Annotated in this window: 15 protein-coding genes and 1 tRNA gene; 6 read left to right on the forward strand and 10 right to left on the reverse strand. The window is 71.8% G+C overall.

Features of this window, described 5'->3' with window-relative positions:
* Window positions 1-17 precede the first annotated feature (17 nt).
* Genes AC2DGY_RS09075 through AC2DGY_RS09085 form a run of 3 tightly spaced genes read right to left on the reverse strand, consistent with a single transcriptional unit; the run spans window position 18 to window position 2,668 of the window.
* Window positions 18-965 (reverse strand): FKBP-type peptidyl-prolyl cis-trans isomerase, encoded by a 948-nt coding sequence (locus AC2DGY_RS09075; protein WP_484509363.1) that lies wholly within the window; start codon window positions 963-965, stop codon window positions 18-20.
* 9 nt (window positions 966-974) lie between these two features.
* The gene (locus AC2DGY_RS09080) at window positions 975-1,985 is read right to left on the reverse strand and encodes a tRNA (adenine-N1)-methyltransferase (protein WP_484509364.1); all 1,011 of its coding nucleotides are present in this window, start codon (window positions 1,983-1,985) and stop codon (window positions 975-977) included.
* The gene (locus AC2DGY_RS09085; RefSeq protein ID WP_484509365.1) at window positions 1,982-2,668 is read right to left on the reverse strand and encodes an HAD family hydrolase; all 687 of its coding nucleotides are present in this window, start codon (window positions 2,666-2,668) and stop codon (window positions 1,982-1,984) included. The genes AC2DGY_RS09080 and AC2DGY_RS09085 overlap by 4 nt, the downstream gene beginning before the upstream one ends.
* 107 nt (window positions 2,669-2,775) lie before the next feature.
* Between AC2DGY_RS09085 and AC2DGY_RS09090 the strand changes: the two genes are divergently transcribed.
* Entirely contained in the window at window positions 2,776-3,645 is an 870-nt protein-coding gene (locus AC2DGY_RS09090) for a PAC2 family protein (protein ID WP_484509366.1), read from the forward strand.
* Window positions 3,646-3,686: 41 nt separating this feature from the next.
* Here AC2DGY_RS09090 and AC2DGY_RS09095 read toward each other — a convergent pair whose 3' ends face one another.
* The gene (locus tag AC2DGY_RS09095; protein ID WP_484509367.1) at window positions 3,687-4,517 is read right to left on the reverse strand and encodes an undecaprenyl-diphosphate phosphatase; all 831 of its coding nucleotides are present in this window, start codon (window positions 4,515-4,517) and stop codon (window positions 3,687-3,689) included.
* Between the two features lie 9 nt (window positions 4,518-4,526).
* On the reverse strand, window positions 4,527-5,828 hold the full coding sequence (locus tag AC2DGY_RS09100) for a M20/M25/M40 family metallo-hydrolase (protein ID WP_484509368.1): 1,302 nt from the start codon (window positions 5,826-5,828) through the stop codon (window positions 4,527-4,529).
* A gap of 152 nt (window positions 5,829-5,980) precedes the next feature.
* Between AC2DGY_RS09100 and AC2DGY_RS09105 the strand changes: the two genes are divergently transcribed.
* A tRNA-Leu gene (locus AC2DGY_RS09105) sits at window positions 5,981-6,065 on the forward strand.
* Window positions 6,066-6,247: 182 nt separating this feature from the next.
* Window positions 6,248-7,594: an NADP-specific glutamate dehydrogenase gene (gene gdhA, locus AC2DGY_RS09110; RefSeq protein WP_484509369.1), complete on the forward strand. Its 1,347-nt coding sequence runs from the start codon at window positions 6,248-6,250 to the stop codon at window positions 7,592-7,594.
* Window positions 7,595-7,601: 7 nt separating this feature from the next.
* On the opposite strand, the gene AC2DGY_RS09115 is transcribed toward gdhA, so the two are convergent.
* A complete protein-coding gene (locus AC2DGY_RS09115; protein WP_484509370.1) occupies window positions 7,602-8,693 on the reverse strand; it encodes a VIT1/CCC1 transporter family protein in 1,092 nt (363 codons plus the stop codon).
* Window positions 8,694-8,825: 132 nt separating this feature from the next.
* Window positions 8,826-10,658, reverse strand: coding sequence for a DEAD/DEAH box helicase (locus AC2DGY_RS09120; protein ID WP_484509995.1), 1,833 nt, complete (start codon window positions 10,656-10,658; stop codon window positions 8,826-8,828).
* A 159-nt stretch (window positions 10,659-10,817) separates the two neighbouring features.
* Between AC2DGY_RS09120 and AC2DGY_RS09125 the strand changes: the two genes are divergently transcribed.
* Entirely contained in the window at window positions 10,818-11,813 is a 996-nt protein-coding gene (locus AC2DGY_RS09125) for an SGNH/GDSL hydrolase family protein (RefSeq protein WP_484509371.1), read from the forward strand.
* Here AC2DGY_RS09125 and AC2DGY_RS09130 read toward each other — a convergent pair.
* Entirely contained in the window at window positions 11,764-12,576 is an 813-nt protein-coding gene (locus AC2DGY_RS09130; RefSeq protein WP_484509372.1) for a TrmH family RNA methyltransferase, read from the reverse strand. The two genes, AC2DGY_RS09125 and AC2DGY_RS09130, sit on opposite strands and share 50 nt — an antisense overlap.
* A 68-nt stretch (window positions 12,577-12,644) precedes the next feature.
* On the opposite strand from AC2DGY_RS09130, the gene AC2DGY_RS09135 reads away from it, so the two are divergent.
* Both AC2DGY_RS09135 and AC2DGY_RS09140 read left to right on the forward strand, forming a co-directional pair.
* Complete coding sequence (locus AC2DGY_RS09135) at window positions 12,645-13,511, forward strand: Sir2 family NAD-dependent protein deacetylase (protein WP_484509373.1); 867 nt, start codon at window positions 12,645-12,647, stop codon at window positions 13,509-13,511.
* A gap of 9 nt (window positions 13,512-13,520) precedes the next feature.
* Entirely contained in the window at window positions 13,521-14,123 is a 603-nt protein-coding gene (locus AC2DGY_RS09140) for a histidine phosphatase family protein (protein WP_484509374.1), read from the forward strand.
* 45 nt (window positions 14,124-14,168) lie between these two features.
* Here AC2DGY_RS09140 and AC2DGY_RS09145 read toward each other — a convergent pair whose 3' ends face one another.
* Entirely contained in the window at window positions 14,169-14,981 is an 813-nt protein-coding gene (locus AC2DGY_RS09145) for an HpcH/HpaI aldolase/citrate lyase family protein (protein WP_484509375.1), read from the reverse strand.
* Entirely contained in the window at window positions 14,978-15,457 is a 480-nt protein-coding gene (locus AC2DGY_RS09150) for a MaoC family dehydratase (protein WP_484509376.1), read from the reverse strand. Before AC2DGY_RS09150 ends, AC2DGY_RS09145 begins: the two co-directional genes overlap by 4 nt.

The raw sequence follows: 15,457 nt of genomic DNA on the forward strand, positions 1-15,457 counted from the left end.
AGCAGCCACCCGGGGCGTCAGCCGTCGATGCCGAGCAGATCGATCACGTAGATCAGGGAGGACCCGCCGGGGATGGCGCCCTGGGACTCGTCGCCGAACGCCTCGCCCGGAGGGACCACCACGAGCACCTGCGAGCCGACGGTCTGGCCTTCCAGGGCCGAGACCACCGCGGGGGGAAGGGTCTCCGGCGACACCTCCGCCGGCGTGGAATCCCACGTCGTGTCGAAGACCTCGCCGGTCTGCCACACGACGCCGGTGTAGTGGGCGCGGGCGACGTCGTCGGCGGTCAGCTCCGGGCCGTCCCCGCGCGTGATCACCTCGACCACGACATCGGCGGGCGGCGTGGCGTCGGGCACGATGATGCCCGGTCGCCCGTCGGGCGCGCGCACGACGGTGGGGAGGCCATGGCCCTCGGTGAACTGGTCGGCGCCTTCGGCTTTGGGCAGGTAGACCTTCCGCACGTCGACCACGGCGACCGCCGACTCGTCCTCGCCGAGCCCGATGCTCTGCGCTGCGCCTTCGGCGAGGTCGTCGGGCGCGAGGCCCACGACCAGCCGCGAACCCTCCGTGACGCAGTCGAGCGCGCTCACCAGCCCCGGGAATCCCTGCAACCACTCGGACAGCGTGAACACCCGGGTCAGATCGCCGCTGTACGGAGTGGCGATCACGGATTCGCCGGTATCTCCCCCGGCGACGGTGATGTCGAGCACGACCAGTTGATCCTCGTCGACGATCTCGGTGCCGTCGCCTTGTTCGAGCACCTTCGATGCGGTGGAGCCGACGCGGAAGGGGGTGCGGACGTCCACCGTGGGCTCGCCGTCACCCGAGCCGGAGACCTCCACGGCGTCGAGGGCGGAAGCGTTGCGCATGGTCGGGTTGCACGACTCGTCCGGTGTCCCCGAGCATCCGACGAGACCGACGGCGAGGAGGGTCGTGGCGGCCAGGAGAGCGGGAGTTCTACGCACCGCAACAGTCTAGGGGGTGGGTTCCTCGGCGCCCCGCTCGCCCGCCTGCCGCACTCCTTCGGCGGCACGCTGGGCCTCCCGCACGCGCTTACGCAGGTTCTTGTCGGTGATCTCCCGGTCTCCGACGGCTCCGGGCGTCCACAGCTCGACATCGTCATCGCCGTAGCTGCTCTTGGATGCGCGCCGTTTGACCTCCGGCGGCACCGCCCCCGGCGCGAGCCGCCGCGCGGTGAGGAGGAACCCGGTGTGGGCGACCATCCGGTGGTCGGGACGCACGGCGAGGCCCTCGACATGCCAGCCGCGCACCATCGTCTCGCTCGCATCCGGGTCGGTGAACAGGCCCGTGGCGCGGATGAACTCGGCAACCCGGCTGAGCTGGGTGGCGGTCGCGACGTAGCAGAGCACCACCCCGCCGGGGGTCAGCGCGTCGGCGACGACGTCGATGCACTCCCACGGGGCGAGCATGTCGAGCACCACGCGGTCCACCGAGCCGGCAGCCACGGATCCGGGGAGCTGTTCGACCAGATCCCCCACGATCAGCTGCCACGTCGACGGCTGGGCGCCCAGGTACGTCTCGACGTTCGCGCGCGCCACCTCGGCGAACTCCTCGCGGCGCTCGAAGGAGACCAGCCGCCCGCTCGGCCCGATCGCGCGGAGGAGCCACAGGGCGAGCGCGCCGGAACCGACCCCCGCTTCCACGACCACGGAGCCGGGGAAGATGTCGGCCTGCGCCAGGATCTGGGCGGCATCCTTCGGGTAGACGATCGCCGCTCCCCGCGGCATGGACATGACGAAGTCGCGCAGCAGCGGACGGAGGGCGAGGTACTCGTGGCCGGCGCTGTTGGTCACGACGCTGCCATCCGGCTGACCGACGAGACTCGCGTGCGGAAGCACGCCGTTGTGGGTGTGCAACTCTCCGCCCTCGCGCAGGGTGATCGTGTGCAGGCGCCCCTTCGGGCCGGTGAGCTGCACGCGGTCGCCGATGCGGAACGGGCCGCTCAGGTGCGGGATCTCGCTCATCGGGCCGCCTCCTGACCGACCGCGTGTGCGGCGTGGAGCGCGCGGAGGTCGTCCGTGGTGCGGCCCTCCAGGCTCGGCCACAGGGCGTGCGCGCCGACACCGGTCAACGACAGCATCAGGGGCACCCCGAGGGACACGGCGCCGCTGGCCAGGGCAGCGCGCAGGCCGTTGGGCGAGTCCTCGATCGCGACGGTGTCGGCGGGATCCACGCCGAGCGCGGCGCACGCCTGCAGGTACGCATCGGGGTAGGGCTTGGGCCGTGTCGTGTCATCGCCCGCGACGACGACGTCGAAGGCATCGAAGTCGATCAGATCCACCACGCTCGTGGCCATGCGCCGCATCGACATCGTCACGAGTGCGGTCTTCACTCCCTGGGCCTTCAGATCGGCCAGCAGCTCTCGGGCTCCGGGCCGGAACGGCACCCCGGTGGAGGCCAGGCGCGCCATGACGCCGTCGGTGAGGTGATCGATGATGTCGGGCACGCTCATCCGCACTCCCGCGTCCTGGAAGATCCGCGCGGAATCCTCGAGCCCCATCCCCACCAGGCGCAGTGCCTGCTCGTGCGACCACGTCCCGCCGAAGCTCTCCACGAGCGGGGTCTCGGCCGCCATCCAGTACGGCTCGGTGTCCACGAGGGTGCCGTCCATGTCCCACAGGACGGCGGCGGGCAGGGGCGAAGTCATCCGTCCATCGTATCGAGGAGGGATGGGGGTCCCCCACCCGGTCCGGCCCGCCCGGCGCGCGATGCGCCTATCCTGGAGGGATCGCGTGGCAGGGCTGAGGAGGTTGCGTGGACGCACTGGGTCGCCGGGTTCTGGTCACCGCGTTCGACGGCTGGAACGACGCGGGCGAGGCCGCCTCGGCCGCGGTGACGCTTCTGCGCGAGCAGGGCGGGTACGAGCCGGTGTTCTCCGTCGACCCCGAGCTGTACTTCGACTACCAGTACACGCGGCCGCACATCGTCACCGACGGCGAAGGCCACCGCACGCTGCGCTGGCCGGCGGCGACGCTGTACAAGCCCGCTCAGCCCTCCCGGAGCGGAACGCAGCTGTGGCTGCTCACCGGGGCAGAACCGGCGCGAGCGTGGCAGGCCTTCGCGAACGAGCTGGTCGACATCGCGCTGCGCGAAGACATCACCGGGATCGTCTCGCTCGGCTCGATGATGTCGGACGTGCCGCACACCCGCCCCATCTCGGTCTTCGCCGGGAGCGAGAACGAGCGCCTCCGCGATGAGCTGTCGCTCGAGCGCAGCAGCTACGAAGGCCCCGTCGGAATCCTCAGCGTGCTGTCGGCTGCCGCGGATGCCGCGGGCATCCCCTCCGCGAGCCTGTGGGCCAGCGTGCCGCACTACGTGGCCGGTCACACGCCCTCGCCCAAGGCGACGCTCGCGCTGCTGGACCGGCTCGAAGACCTCACCGGCGCGGAGGTGCCGCGCGGCGACCTGGCCAGCGAAGCGGCCGCGTGGGAGGCGTCCATCGACGCCGCCGCAGCGGATGACGAGGAGATGACGGAGTACATCCACCAGCTCGAGCGCACCCGCGACACGTGGGACTCCCCCGAAGCATCCGGCGACGCCATCGCGCAGGAGTTCGAGCGCTACCTGCGGCGCCGCACCGATGGGCCCGGCAAGCCCGGCCGCGACGAGCCGCCCCGCCGCTGATCCGATTCGTCGCGGAGCCGGCGCGTCGCTGAGCCGGCGCGTCAGTACGGCTGGAGCACGTTCGTGGCCAGCAGCACCATCAGCACGACGCCCAGCACCACGCGGTAGATCACGAAGGGCAGGAAGCTCCGCCGCCTGATGTACTGCATGAGGAAGGCGATGACGGCCAGCCCCACCCCGAACGCCACGACGGTGGCGATCCCGGTCTCCGCCAGGTTGTACGGTCCGCCCGGCGACTCGAAGCTCTGCAGGAGCTCGTAGAAGCCGCTGCCGAAAACGGCGGGCACGGCCAGGAGGAACGCATACTCCGCTGCGGCGGGGCGGGTGTACCCCAGCGCGAGACCCAGGGTCGTCGTGGCCCCCGAGCGCGACACGCCCGGGACCAGGGCGAGCGCCTGGGCGAAGCCGTAGGCGATGCCGTGCGGGTAGGTCAGGGTGTCGAGCTCCCGGTTGCGCCTGCCCCAGCGGTCGGCGGCCCCCAGCAGCAGGCCGAAGACGATGAGCACGATGGCGACGAGCCAGAGGTTGCGGAAGGTGTCGCGGATGACGTCCTGGAACACGAACCCCAGCACGCCGATCGGGATGGTCCCGATGATGATGAGCCACCCCATCCGGGCGTCCGGGTCGTTGCGGGGCACCCGGCCGGCCAGTGACTGGGCCCAGCGGGAGATGATCCGCACGATGGTGCCCCAGAAGTACACGAGCACCGCCAGCTCGGTGCCGATCTGGGTGATCGCGGTGAACGTCGCGCCGGGGTCGGTGGCCGAAGGCAGGATCTCACCGACGATACGCAGGTGCGCGCTCGAGGAGATCGGCAGGAACTCCGTCAGTCCCTGCACGAGCCCCAGGATGATGGCCTCGAGAACGTGCATGCGCGCCTTTCAGTAAGTCCGCAGGAGATCGGTGAGCACGCGCCGGCCGAATTCGAGAGCGTCCACGGGCACCCGCTCGTCCACGCCGTGGAACATGCCGGTGAAGTCGAGGTCGGCCGGCAGCCGCAGGGGCGCGAATCCGTAGCCGGAGATGCCGAGGCCGGCCAGCGCCTTGTTGTCGGTGCCGGCGCCCAGGAGGTACGGCAGCACGGGCACGCCCGGGTCGGCGCGGTCCAGTGCCGCCACCATCGCGTCCACGAGGTCGCCGGCGAACGGCACCTCGAGGCCGATGTCGCGGTGGACCAGCTCCACCTCGACCCCGGGCCCGACGATCTCGGAGATCTGTGCGAGGACGGCATCCTCCGTCCCCGGCAGGGCGCGGACATCCACCAGCGCCTCCGCGCGGTCGGGGATGACGTTGTGCTTGTACCCGGCCGTGAGCCCGGTGGGGTTCGCGGTGGTACGCAGCGTCGAGCGCAGGAATGCCGCGGCGGCGCCCGTGCGCTCGGCGAGGGCGTCGGGGTCGGCGCGGTCGCCGCCGGTGAGGTCGGCCAGAGCGTCGAGGAACTGGGTGGTCGTGTCGGTCAGCCGTACCGGCCACGGCGTCCGCCCGAGGGCTGCGACGGCTTCCGCGAGGGCGGTGATGGCATTGTCGGGGTGCACGCGGCTGCCGTGCCCGGCGCGACCTCGCGCGACGAGCTTGATCCAGATGAGCGCCTTCTCCCCCACCTGGAGCAGGTACGCGCGGCGATCGCCGATCGGGATGGAGTACCCGCCGACCTCGCTGATGGCCTCCGTCGCGCCGGCGAACCATTCGGGGCGGTCGCGCACGACCAGTCCGGAACCCTCGATCCCCCCGTTCTCCTCGTCGGCGAAGAACGTCAGCACGAGGTCGCGTTCGGGCTGGCCGCCGGAACGGAGGATGTCGGCGACGGACGTGAGGATCATCGCGTTCATGTTCTTCATGTCCACCGCGCCGCGGCCCCACAGGAGCCCGTCACGGATCTCACCGGCGAACGGGTCGACGCTCCAGTCCTCCGCGATCGCGGGGACCACGTCGAGGTGCCCGTGCAGCACGAGCGCGGGCTTGTGCGCATCACGTCCCGGCACGCGCGCCATCACGTTGGTACGGCGCGGGATGGGCTCGTAGTACTCGGGCCGCAGTCCGAGCGTCTCCAGATAGGCGCCGACGTACTCGGCCGCCTCACGCTCGCCCTCGGCGCGGCCGCCGCCGTAGTTCGACGTATCGAAGCGGATCAGTTCGGAGGCGATTCGGGCGACTTCGGGGTAGTCGGACGAGCTCGGTGCCATGCCGACTACGCTACCGGTCGCGCGAGTCCGCCCCGTGTTGCGCCGGGGCCCCTCCTCGAGCGCCGTCGGTCCCCGAGGGGGGACGGGCGATTATCGACGCCCTGCGCCGACGTGCTAATCTCGATCTTCGGTTGCGAAACCGATACACCCATGCGCGGGTGGCGGAATAGGTAGACGCGCTAGCTTGAGGTGCTAGTGCCCGTATAGGGCGTGGGGGTTCAAGTCCCCCCTCGCGCACAGAACGAAAAGGGTCCCGATAGGGGCCCTTTTCGCATTCCCCCGCGCCGGGGCGACCGGCCGGGAGGGCCGGCGTGCAGGGGTGGTTTCCCGGATCGCGGCGGGCGGATAGCGTCGATGGCGGCGGGCCCCGTTCCCGGCGCGCCTGTCGCGTGCGGCAGAGCACCACCGGAAGGAGCATCGTGTCCGTTCTCGAGCCCAGCCTCATCCCCGTCTACGACGAGGTCGTCCGCCGCAACCCCGGGGAGGCGGAGTTCCACCAGGCCGTGCGCGAGGTGTTCGAAAGCCTCGCTCCCGTCGTGGCGAAGCATCCGCAGTACGCCGACGACGAGATCATCCGCCGGCTGTGCGAGCCCGAGCGCCAGATCATCTTCCGCGTGCCGTGGACCGATGACGCGGGGCGCGTGCAGTTGAACCGCGGGTTCCGCGTGGAGTTCAACTCCGCGCTCGGCCCCTACAAGGGCGGCCTCCGCTTCCACCCGAGCGTGTACCTGGGCATCGTGAAGTTCCTCGGGTTCGAGCAGATCTTCAAGAACGCCCTCACCGGCATGCCCATCGGCGGCGGGAAGGGCGGCAGCGACTTCGACCCCAAGGGCCGCTCGAACGGCGAGATCATGCGGTTCTGCCAGTCGTTCATGACCGAGCTGTACCGCCACCTCGGCGAGCACACCGATGTCCCCGCCGGCGACATCGGGGTCGGCGGCCGCGAGATCGGCTACCTGTTCGGTCAGTACAAGCGCATCACGAATCGTTACGAGTCGGGCGTTCTCACCGGCAAGGGCCTCACGTGGGGCGGATCGCAGGTGCGCACCGAGGCGACCGGCTACGGCGTGGTGTTCTTCGTCGACGAGATGCTGCGCGGTGCCGGCGACGGTCTGGAGGGCAAGCGCGTCGTCGTGTCGGGCTCGGGGAACGTCGCCATCTACGCGATCGAGAAGGTGCACCAGCTCGGGGGCACGGTCATCGCGTGCTCGGATTCCGCCGGATTCGTCATGGATGAGGGCGGCATCGATCTCGATCTGCTGAAGGAGATCAAGAACGCCCGGCGCGGACGCATGAGCGACTACGCCGACGAGCGCCCCGGCGCGCAGTTCGTCGCCGGCGGATCGATCTGGGACGTGCCGTGCGATATCGCGCTCCCGTGTGCGACGCAGAACGAGTTGGACGCCGACGGCGCTCGGGCCCTGGCCCGCGGCGGGTGCCGCATCGTGGCCGAGGGCGCCAACATGCCCACGACCCCGGCGGCGATCCGGGCGCTGCGTGAGGCCGGCGTGCAGTTCGCGCCGGGTAAGGCCGTGAACGCCGGTGGTGTGGCCACGAGTGCGCTCGAAATGCAGCAGAACGCCTCGCGCGACTCGTGGACGTTCGCGCACACGGAGGAGCGGCTCGAGCAGATCATGCGCTCCATCCACGACCGGTGCCTCGAGACCGCGGACGAGTACGGCGTCCCGGGCGACTACGTCGCCGGAGCGAACATCTCCGCGTTCATCCACGTCGCCGACGCGATGCTCGCGCTCGGGCACATCTGACCGGCGGTCAGCCGAGGCTCACGCCGAAGGCGAGTCCGACGAGGTAGGTCACGGCGGCGGCGCCGTAGCCGATCAGCAGCTGACGCAGCGCGCGGCGGAGCGGGGATGCTCCGGAGAGGAGGCCCACCGTCGCGCCCGTGCCGAGCAGCGCCACGCCCACCAGCACGAGGGCCACGGCGACGGCGGCCAGTCCGGAAAGCCCGAAGATCCACGGCAGGACGGGGATGATCGCGCCGGAGGCGAAGAAGAGGAAGCTGGAGGACGCTGCGCGCCAGGCGCTGCCGACGATCTCGTGCGCATCGCCCGGTTCGGGTTCCCCGGCGCGCACGGCTCCGCGGCCGGACACCTGCGCTGCCGAGACGATGCGGCGCGCGCGGTCCAGGGACTCGTCGACGGGGAGTCCGCGCGTGCGGTAGACCAGCGCGAGCTCGTTGGCGTCGAGGTCGAGGTGCGGCAACGCGTCGTCGGCGTACTCGTTCGGTTCGGTGGCCTGGAGCAGCTCCCGCTGCGACCGCACGGAGACGAACTCGCCCGCGCCCATCGAGAGCGCACCGGCGAGGAGCCCGGCGATTCCGCTGAACAGGACGAACCCGGGCGCCACCCCGGTCGCGCCGATCCCCATCACCAGCGCGAGGCTGGAGACGAGTCCGTCGTTCGCGCCGAAGACCGCCGCGCGGAAGGTGCCGGAGAGCCGGCGGCGGCCCCGGGCGGCGAGCCCCCGCACGACCTCGTGATGCACCTTCTCGTCCGCGGCCATCGCGGCCGTCGCGTACGGCTCGTCGTCGTACGGCGAGCGTCCCTCGGCGTTCTGGGCGAGGGCGAGGACGAACAGCCATCCGAACCGGCGCGCCATCCAGGTCAGTACGCGAGTGCCCGCGCCCGGGCGCGGCAGGCGCGGGAGCTCGTCCCCGAGCAGATCGAGCCAGTGCGCGGCATGTCGGTCCTCGGCCTCGGCGAGGGCCAGGAGGATCGCCCGCTCCTCGCCGCTCCGACGCGTGGCGAGCTCCCGGTACACGCGGGCCTCGGCACGCTCATCGACGAGGTAGCGCGCCCATCGGCGACGGTCTCGGTCGGTGGGTGCGGCGGGCGCGCGGGTCACGAAGGCTCCGTTCGGGGTGGGATGCTTCCACGCTATCCATGCGCACCCGGCTGTCCGCTGCCGGGGCCGGAACTGCCAGCATTTCGGGGATCCGAAGCGCCCAGGACGGCGGGAGACGGCGCGCCCCTGGTGTCACGAGTGGACGCGCCTGCGCAGCACGTCGATGCGGGCCTGCAGTTGCGCCACGGTGGCGTGCGAGACGGCCGGGCCCCCACACACCCTCCGCAACTCCGCGTGGACCAGTCCGTGCGCTTCGCCCGTCTGCCGCGCATACAGACCGACGAGGCTGTTGAGGAGCTGCCGCTGCTCTTTGAGGGTGCGGTGCAGCGGCTGCGGCAGGGTCGCCTCGGCGGGTTCGGCTGTCGTCTCGGGCGACGAGCGCGACTCCCGCGCCTCGCGAGACGTGCGGTGACGCGACTGGCGTGACACGCGCGACATCAGCACCTCGTGAACCTGGTCGGGCTCCAGGAGCCCGGGGATTCCGAGGAACTCCTCCTCCTCCGGGGTGCCCGGCAGCGCCAGCTGACCGAAGTCCTTGCCGTCGTACATCACCCGGTCGAAGTGGGCGCGGGACCCCAGCGCCTGGAAGGCGAACTCCTCGGTGAGGCCGTCGGATGCCTTCTCCTCACGCTCGGCGGCGTCCATGAGGTCTTCTTCGGCGTTCCACTGGTCGTCGTCGGAATCGCGGTCCAGAGCGTGGTCGCGCTGACGCTCCAGCTCGCCGGCGAGGGCGAGGAGGATCGGCACGTTGGGGAGGAACACGCTCGCCGTTTCGCCGCGCCGCCGCGCCCGCACGAAGCGCCCGATCGCCTGGGCGAAGTACAGCGGGGTGGCGGCGGACGTGGCGTACACGCCCACCGCGAGGCGAGGCACGTCCACCCCCTCCGACACCATGCGCACCGCCACCATCCATCGGCTGGTGCTCTGGGAGAACTGCTCGATGCGCGTGGAGGCCTCGGCTTCGTCGGAGAGGACGACGGTGGGCGGCTCGCCGGTGAGGTCGGCGAGGATCGCGGCGTAGGCGCGCGCGGCGGTCTGGTCGGTGGCGATGACGAGGCCGCCGGCGTCGGGGATGTGCTCGCGCACCTCCGTGAGGCGCCGATCGGCCGAGCGGAGCACCGCGGGGATCCACTCGCCGTGGGAATCCAGCGCGGTACGCCACGCCTGGGCGGTGATGTCCTTGGTGTTGTCCTGGCCGAGCTGGGCTTCCATCTCGTCGCCGGCCTTCGTCCGCCACCGCATCTGCCCGGCGTAGACGAGGAACAGGACGGGGCGCACGACGCCGTCTTCCAGCGCCCGGCGGTACCCGTACGCGTAGTCGGTGCGCGAGACCCGGATGCCCTTCCCGTCGGGGTGGTACTCGACGAAGGGGATCGGGGCCGTGTCACTGCGGAAGGGGGTGCCCGACAGGAGCAGCCGGCGGGTGGCGCGGCTGTACGCCTCGCGCAGCGCATCGCCCCAGCTGAGTGCGTCGCCGCCATGGTGCACCTCGTCGAGGATCACGAGGGTGCGCGCATCGAGCGTCAGGCGGTGATGCACGGATGCCTTGACGGCGACCTGCGCGTAGGTGACGGCGACCCCGTGGTACTGCCGGGAGGGTGCCGCATGCCGGTTGCTGAACGACGGGTCCAGCCGGATGCCGACGCGGGCCGCCGCATCCGCCCACTGGGTCTTCAGGTGCTCCGTGGGGGCGACCACCACGATCCGATCGACGACGCCCCGCCGCACGAGCTCGCTCGCCAGGCGCAGCGCGAACGTCGTCTTGCCGGCGCCGGGGGTGGCCGCAGCGAGGAAGTCGCGCGGGCCCTTCCCCACGCCGTCCGGGCCGTCGAGGCCGAAGTAGGTGTCGAGGGCTTCGGCCTGCCACGCACGCAGGCGCTGGGCCGTTCCCCACGGCGCGCGTTGCGGATAGGTCGGTGAGAGGTGTTCGGCCGCGAAGCTGCCGAAGTGCGCCTCGTTCCCCAGGGGATTCTCGGGGGTGAGGACCGGGTCTTCGTCCACGTTTCCTCCCCTCTCCGATCGACGCGACTCACTACCCTAGGCGATGCCGCCGACCTCTCCGCCCGGGTGGGAGGGGTAGCCGGTGGCCCGGGTGGGAGGGGTAGCCTGTCGCCCGGAGGAACGATGACGACAGACCCCGACGTCCCCGACCACGCCCCCTTCACCACGCACCCCGGAGCCCACCCCTGGCGCCGCTACGTCGCGATCGGCGACTCCTTCACCGAGGGCGTCGGCGACCCCGAACCCGGCTCCCCCGGCGAATTCCGCGGCTGGGCCGACCGGGTCGCCGAGGTGCTCGCCGCCCAGGCCGACGACTTCGCGTACGCCAACCTCGCGGTGCGCGGAAAACTCATCGCGCAGATCGCTGCGGACCAGATCGAGCCGGCCCTCGCGCTTCGTCCCGACCTCATCACCCTCTCCGCCGGTGGGAACGACGTCATCCGCCCGGGCACCGATCCGGATGCCGTCGCCCAGCAGTTCGAAGACGCCGTGGTGCGCCTCACCCGCGACGGGGCGACGCTGGTGGTGTTCACCGGCATCGACACGAACTTCACGCCCGTGTTCCGCGGCATCCGCGGCAAGGTCGCGATCTACAACGAGAACGTCCGCGCGATCGCCGAGACCTACGGCTGCGTCGTGGCCGACCAGTGGGGTCTGAAGGTGGTGCAGGACATGCGGTTCTTCACCGACGACCGGTTGCACTACAACTCCCTCGGGCACCATGAGGTCGCGCGCATGGTGCTGCGCGCCCTGAACGTCCCGAACGACCTGCAGCCGATGCAGCCCGACCCGCTCCCCAGGACCACGTGGCGGGCCGCCCGCGCCCACGATCTCGTGTGGGCGCGCGAGCACCTCATGCCATGGGTGCTCCGGCGCCTGCGTCACAAGTCCTCGGGCGACCTCGTCACGCCCAAACGCCCCGAGCCGCTTCCGGTCGTCGCCGCTGCTGCTGCCGCCGCAGCCGCCCTGGCCCACGGGGCGGATGAGGCGGAGGCGGAGGAGGCCGCGCGTGCGGCCGCCGCCGCGGCCGGGGCTTCTGACGCGACCACCGAGGACCCGCACCCCCGGGCTAGTGACGCAGGGCCCAGAGGGCGACGGCCGATGCCGCCGCGACGTTGAGGGAATCCACTCCCCCGGCCATCGGGATGGTCACGATCGTGTCCGCCGCCGCGAGCGCCCGACGGCTCAGGCCGTCGCCTTCGGCGCCGAGGAGGAGCGCCACGCGGCCGGGGCGGGAGGCGGCGAATTCGTCCAGGGGCACCGCTGTGTCCGACAGGGCGAGCGCGGCCAGGTGCAGCCCGGCCTCGTGCAGCAGCGGGCCCGCCGCATCCCATTCGGGAAGACGCGTCCACGGCACCTGGAACACCGTCCCCATACTGACGCGGACGCTCCGGCGGTAGAGCGGGTCGGCGCACCGCGGCGTGACCAGCACGGCATCGGCCCCCAACGCCGCGACGCTGCGGAAGGCGGCTCCGACATTGGTGTGATCGACGATGTCTTCGAGCACGACCACGAGGCGCGCACCGGCGACCACCTCGGCCACCGGCCTGAGGGCGGGCCGGTGCATCGCCGCCAGCACGCCACGGTGCACCGCGTAACCGGTCACCCGCGCCGCGATCTCCTCCGAGACCACGTACACCGGCGCATCCCCGGCACCCTCGACCGTGGACATCAGCTCCTGCGCGTCGTGGATCCACTTCTCCTGCACCAGCAGCGACCGCGGCCGGTGACCGGCGGCGAGGGCACGCGCGAGCACTTTTGCCGACTCGGCGATGTAGAGCCCCTCGGCCGGTTCCCGCACGCGGCGGAGGGCGACGTCGGTGAGGTCGCGGTAGTCGCCCAGCCGCGGGTCGGCGGCATCCGTGATCTCGATCGTGCGCATGTTCTCACTCTGCCAGCAGGGCGGCGGCCCGCCGGCGCACGCCTACACTCGGAGGCGGAGGTGGGCCCGTGGCTGCTGTGTTCGCGCAGGATGCTGCGACGTCGGCTGCGCTCGGCCGTGCGGTGGACGCTCTGGCCGGACGCCGCCTCGCGATCCTCACGGGCGCGGGGGTGTCCACCGACTCGGGAATCCCCGACTACCGCGGCGCGGGCGCGCCGGTGCGCACCCCGATGACCGCGCAGCAGTTCCTCGCCGGCGAGGACGCTCGACGCCGCTACTGGGTGGGCAGCCATCTGGGGTGGCGCACCTTCGCCGGGGCACAGCCCAACGCCGGTCATGCCGCCATCGCGGACCTCGAGCGCTCGGGCGTGGCGACGGGCGTCATCACGCAGAACGTCGACGGGCTGCACATCCGCGCGGGCAGCCGCCGGGTGGTGGAACTCCACGGCACGATGCGGCGCGTGTTCTGCACGCACTGCGGCCAGGTGTTCGACCGGCGCGACCTCGCCGAGCGGATCGAGGCGGACAACCCGTGGCTGCGGGTGGATCAGGACCTGCCACTCGGACCGGACGGCGACGTCCGCCCCGAGACCGTGGAGGGCTTCCGCATTCCCGCCTGCACGGTGTGCGGGGGGACCTTGAAGCCGGATGTGGTGTTCTTCGGGGAGTTCATCCCCGCGGAGAAGTTCCGGGAGGCCGAGCAGCTGTTGCACGCCAGCGGTGCCCTGGTCGTGGCGGGGTCCTCCCTCGTCGTGAACTCGGGGATGCGTCTGGTCGAGCGGGCGCGGCGGCGCCGCATCCCCGTGGTGATCATCAACCGCGGCGAGACCCGCGCCGACGCGCGCGCGACGGTCAAGATCGACGCCGGCACGAGCGAGGTGCTCACCGCCCTCCGCGCGGCCCTCACCGCCGACCCGGCCCCTGACCCCGGTTAAACTCGTGCGGTGACGCTCCTCACCCTCATCCGCCACGGCGAGACCGACTGGAACCGTGACGGACGCGTCCAGGGCGCGACCGACATCCCCCTCAACGACACCGGCCGCGCTCAGGCACGGGAGGCGGGGATGCTGCTGGCCGGGCACCGCGACACCGACACCCCGCTCGTCGTGGTCTCCAGTGATCTCTCGCGGGCCGCCGAGACCGCCGACATCATCGCCGACGTCCTGGGCGTCGCCGCTCCCTCGCGCTATCCGGGGCTCCGCGAGCGGGCGTACGGCGACGCGGAGGGGCTGACCGCCGCCGAATTCCACGAGCGCTGGGGCACCTGGCACGGCGCGGAGGTGCCCGGCGCCGAGGCGTGGCCCGACGTCCGCGAGCGCGCGGTGCGCGCCATCCGCGAGGTGGTGCGCGACGCGCGGATCGCCACGGCACCGCGTGCGCCGGAGGTCGTCGCCGTCGCCCACGGCGCCCTCATCCGCCAGGTCATCCGTCACGCCAGCGGCGAGGAACTGCCACCCGAGGGCGAGCGCCTCCCCAACGGATCGGCGCACACGTTCCTCGTCGAACGCGACCACATCCGGCTGCTGTCCTACGTCGGCGCGGCGTAGAACGCACGCGGCACCGGAGGCGCGGCACCGCGACCCGGGGCGTGCTCAGAGTCGTGAGCGCTCCAGGATGCGCCGGGCGTGGACGAGCACGGGTTCGTCGACCATCCGGCCCTCGTAGCGGAACACCCCGCCCGCGTTCTCCGCGGCGCGGAGCACCCCCTCCGCCCACGCGACGCTGGCGGCATCGGGAAGATAGGCCGCGCGGATGATGGCCGCCTGGGACGGGTGGATGCACGCGGTCGCACCGAACCCGGAGGCGGCGGCGTCCTCGGCTTCTGCCCGGAGCCCCGCGACGTCGGCGATGTCGAGGTGGACGGCATCGATGGCCGCCTTGCCGTTCGCCCGGGCGGCCAGGAGCACCCGCGACCGGGCGTAGCGAGCCACGTCGCGGTACCGGCCGCTCCCGTCGCGGCTGGACGTGCCGCCGAGACTCGCCACGAGGTCTTCCGCCCCCCACATGAGGGCCACGACCCGGTCGGAGGCGGCGAGTGCCTCCGCCTCGGCGACCCCCTTCGCCGTCTCGCACAGCGCGACGATGCGGAAGCGGGGGTCAAGCGCCCGCAGTGCCGGCACCGACTCGCTCTTGGCGAGCATGACCGTGCGGAAATCGGTCTGCGAGAGAGTCGCCAGGTCGGCCACGAACGCGTCGGTTCCCGGCGCCGATACGCGCACGATGGTGCGGTCGGGATCGAGGTCGGCGTCGATGAGCGCACCACGAGCGGCGGTCTTGTCTCCCGGGGCGACGGCGTCCTCGAGGTCGAGGATCACCCCGTCGGCGCGGGCGGCGGCCTTCGCGTAGCGCTCGGGACGGTCGGCCGGGCAGAAGAGCAGCGCGGGTCCGAGCGTGAACCCGCTCACGGTCGGCCCTCCGCATCCTCGCGCCACATCAGGACCGTGCGCGTCGCGGTGGCCACGACCGTGTCGAGCTGCGAGCGGCCGGTGTGCCGCATCGTCACGATGCCCTGCCCCGGTCGTGAGGCCGACGGGCGCGCCGCGAGGATCTCGGTGTCGGTGTAGAGCGTGTCGTCGGGAAACAGCGGCGCGGGGAACGCGATGTCCGCCAGTCCCAGCTGGGCCACGAGAGTTCCCTGCGTGAGCTGGTCCACCGACGCACCGACCATCGTGGCCAGGGTCCACAGGGAGTTCACGAGCGGCCGTCCGAACGGCTGGGTCGCCGCATACGCGGCGTCCACGTGCAGCGCCTGCGGATTGGCGGTCAGGGAGGAGAAGAGGATGTTGTCGGCCTGTGTCACCGTCCGGCCGGGGCGATGGAGGTACCGTGCTCCGACCTGGAACTCCTCGAACCACAGGCCACGTTGCACGATGCCGCTCAC

The sequence above is a fragment of the Microbacterium sp. Z6_144 genome, assembly GCF_057197625.1.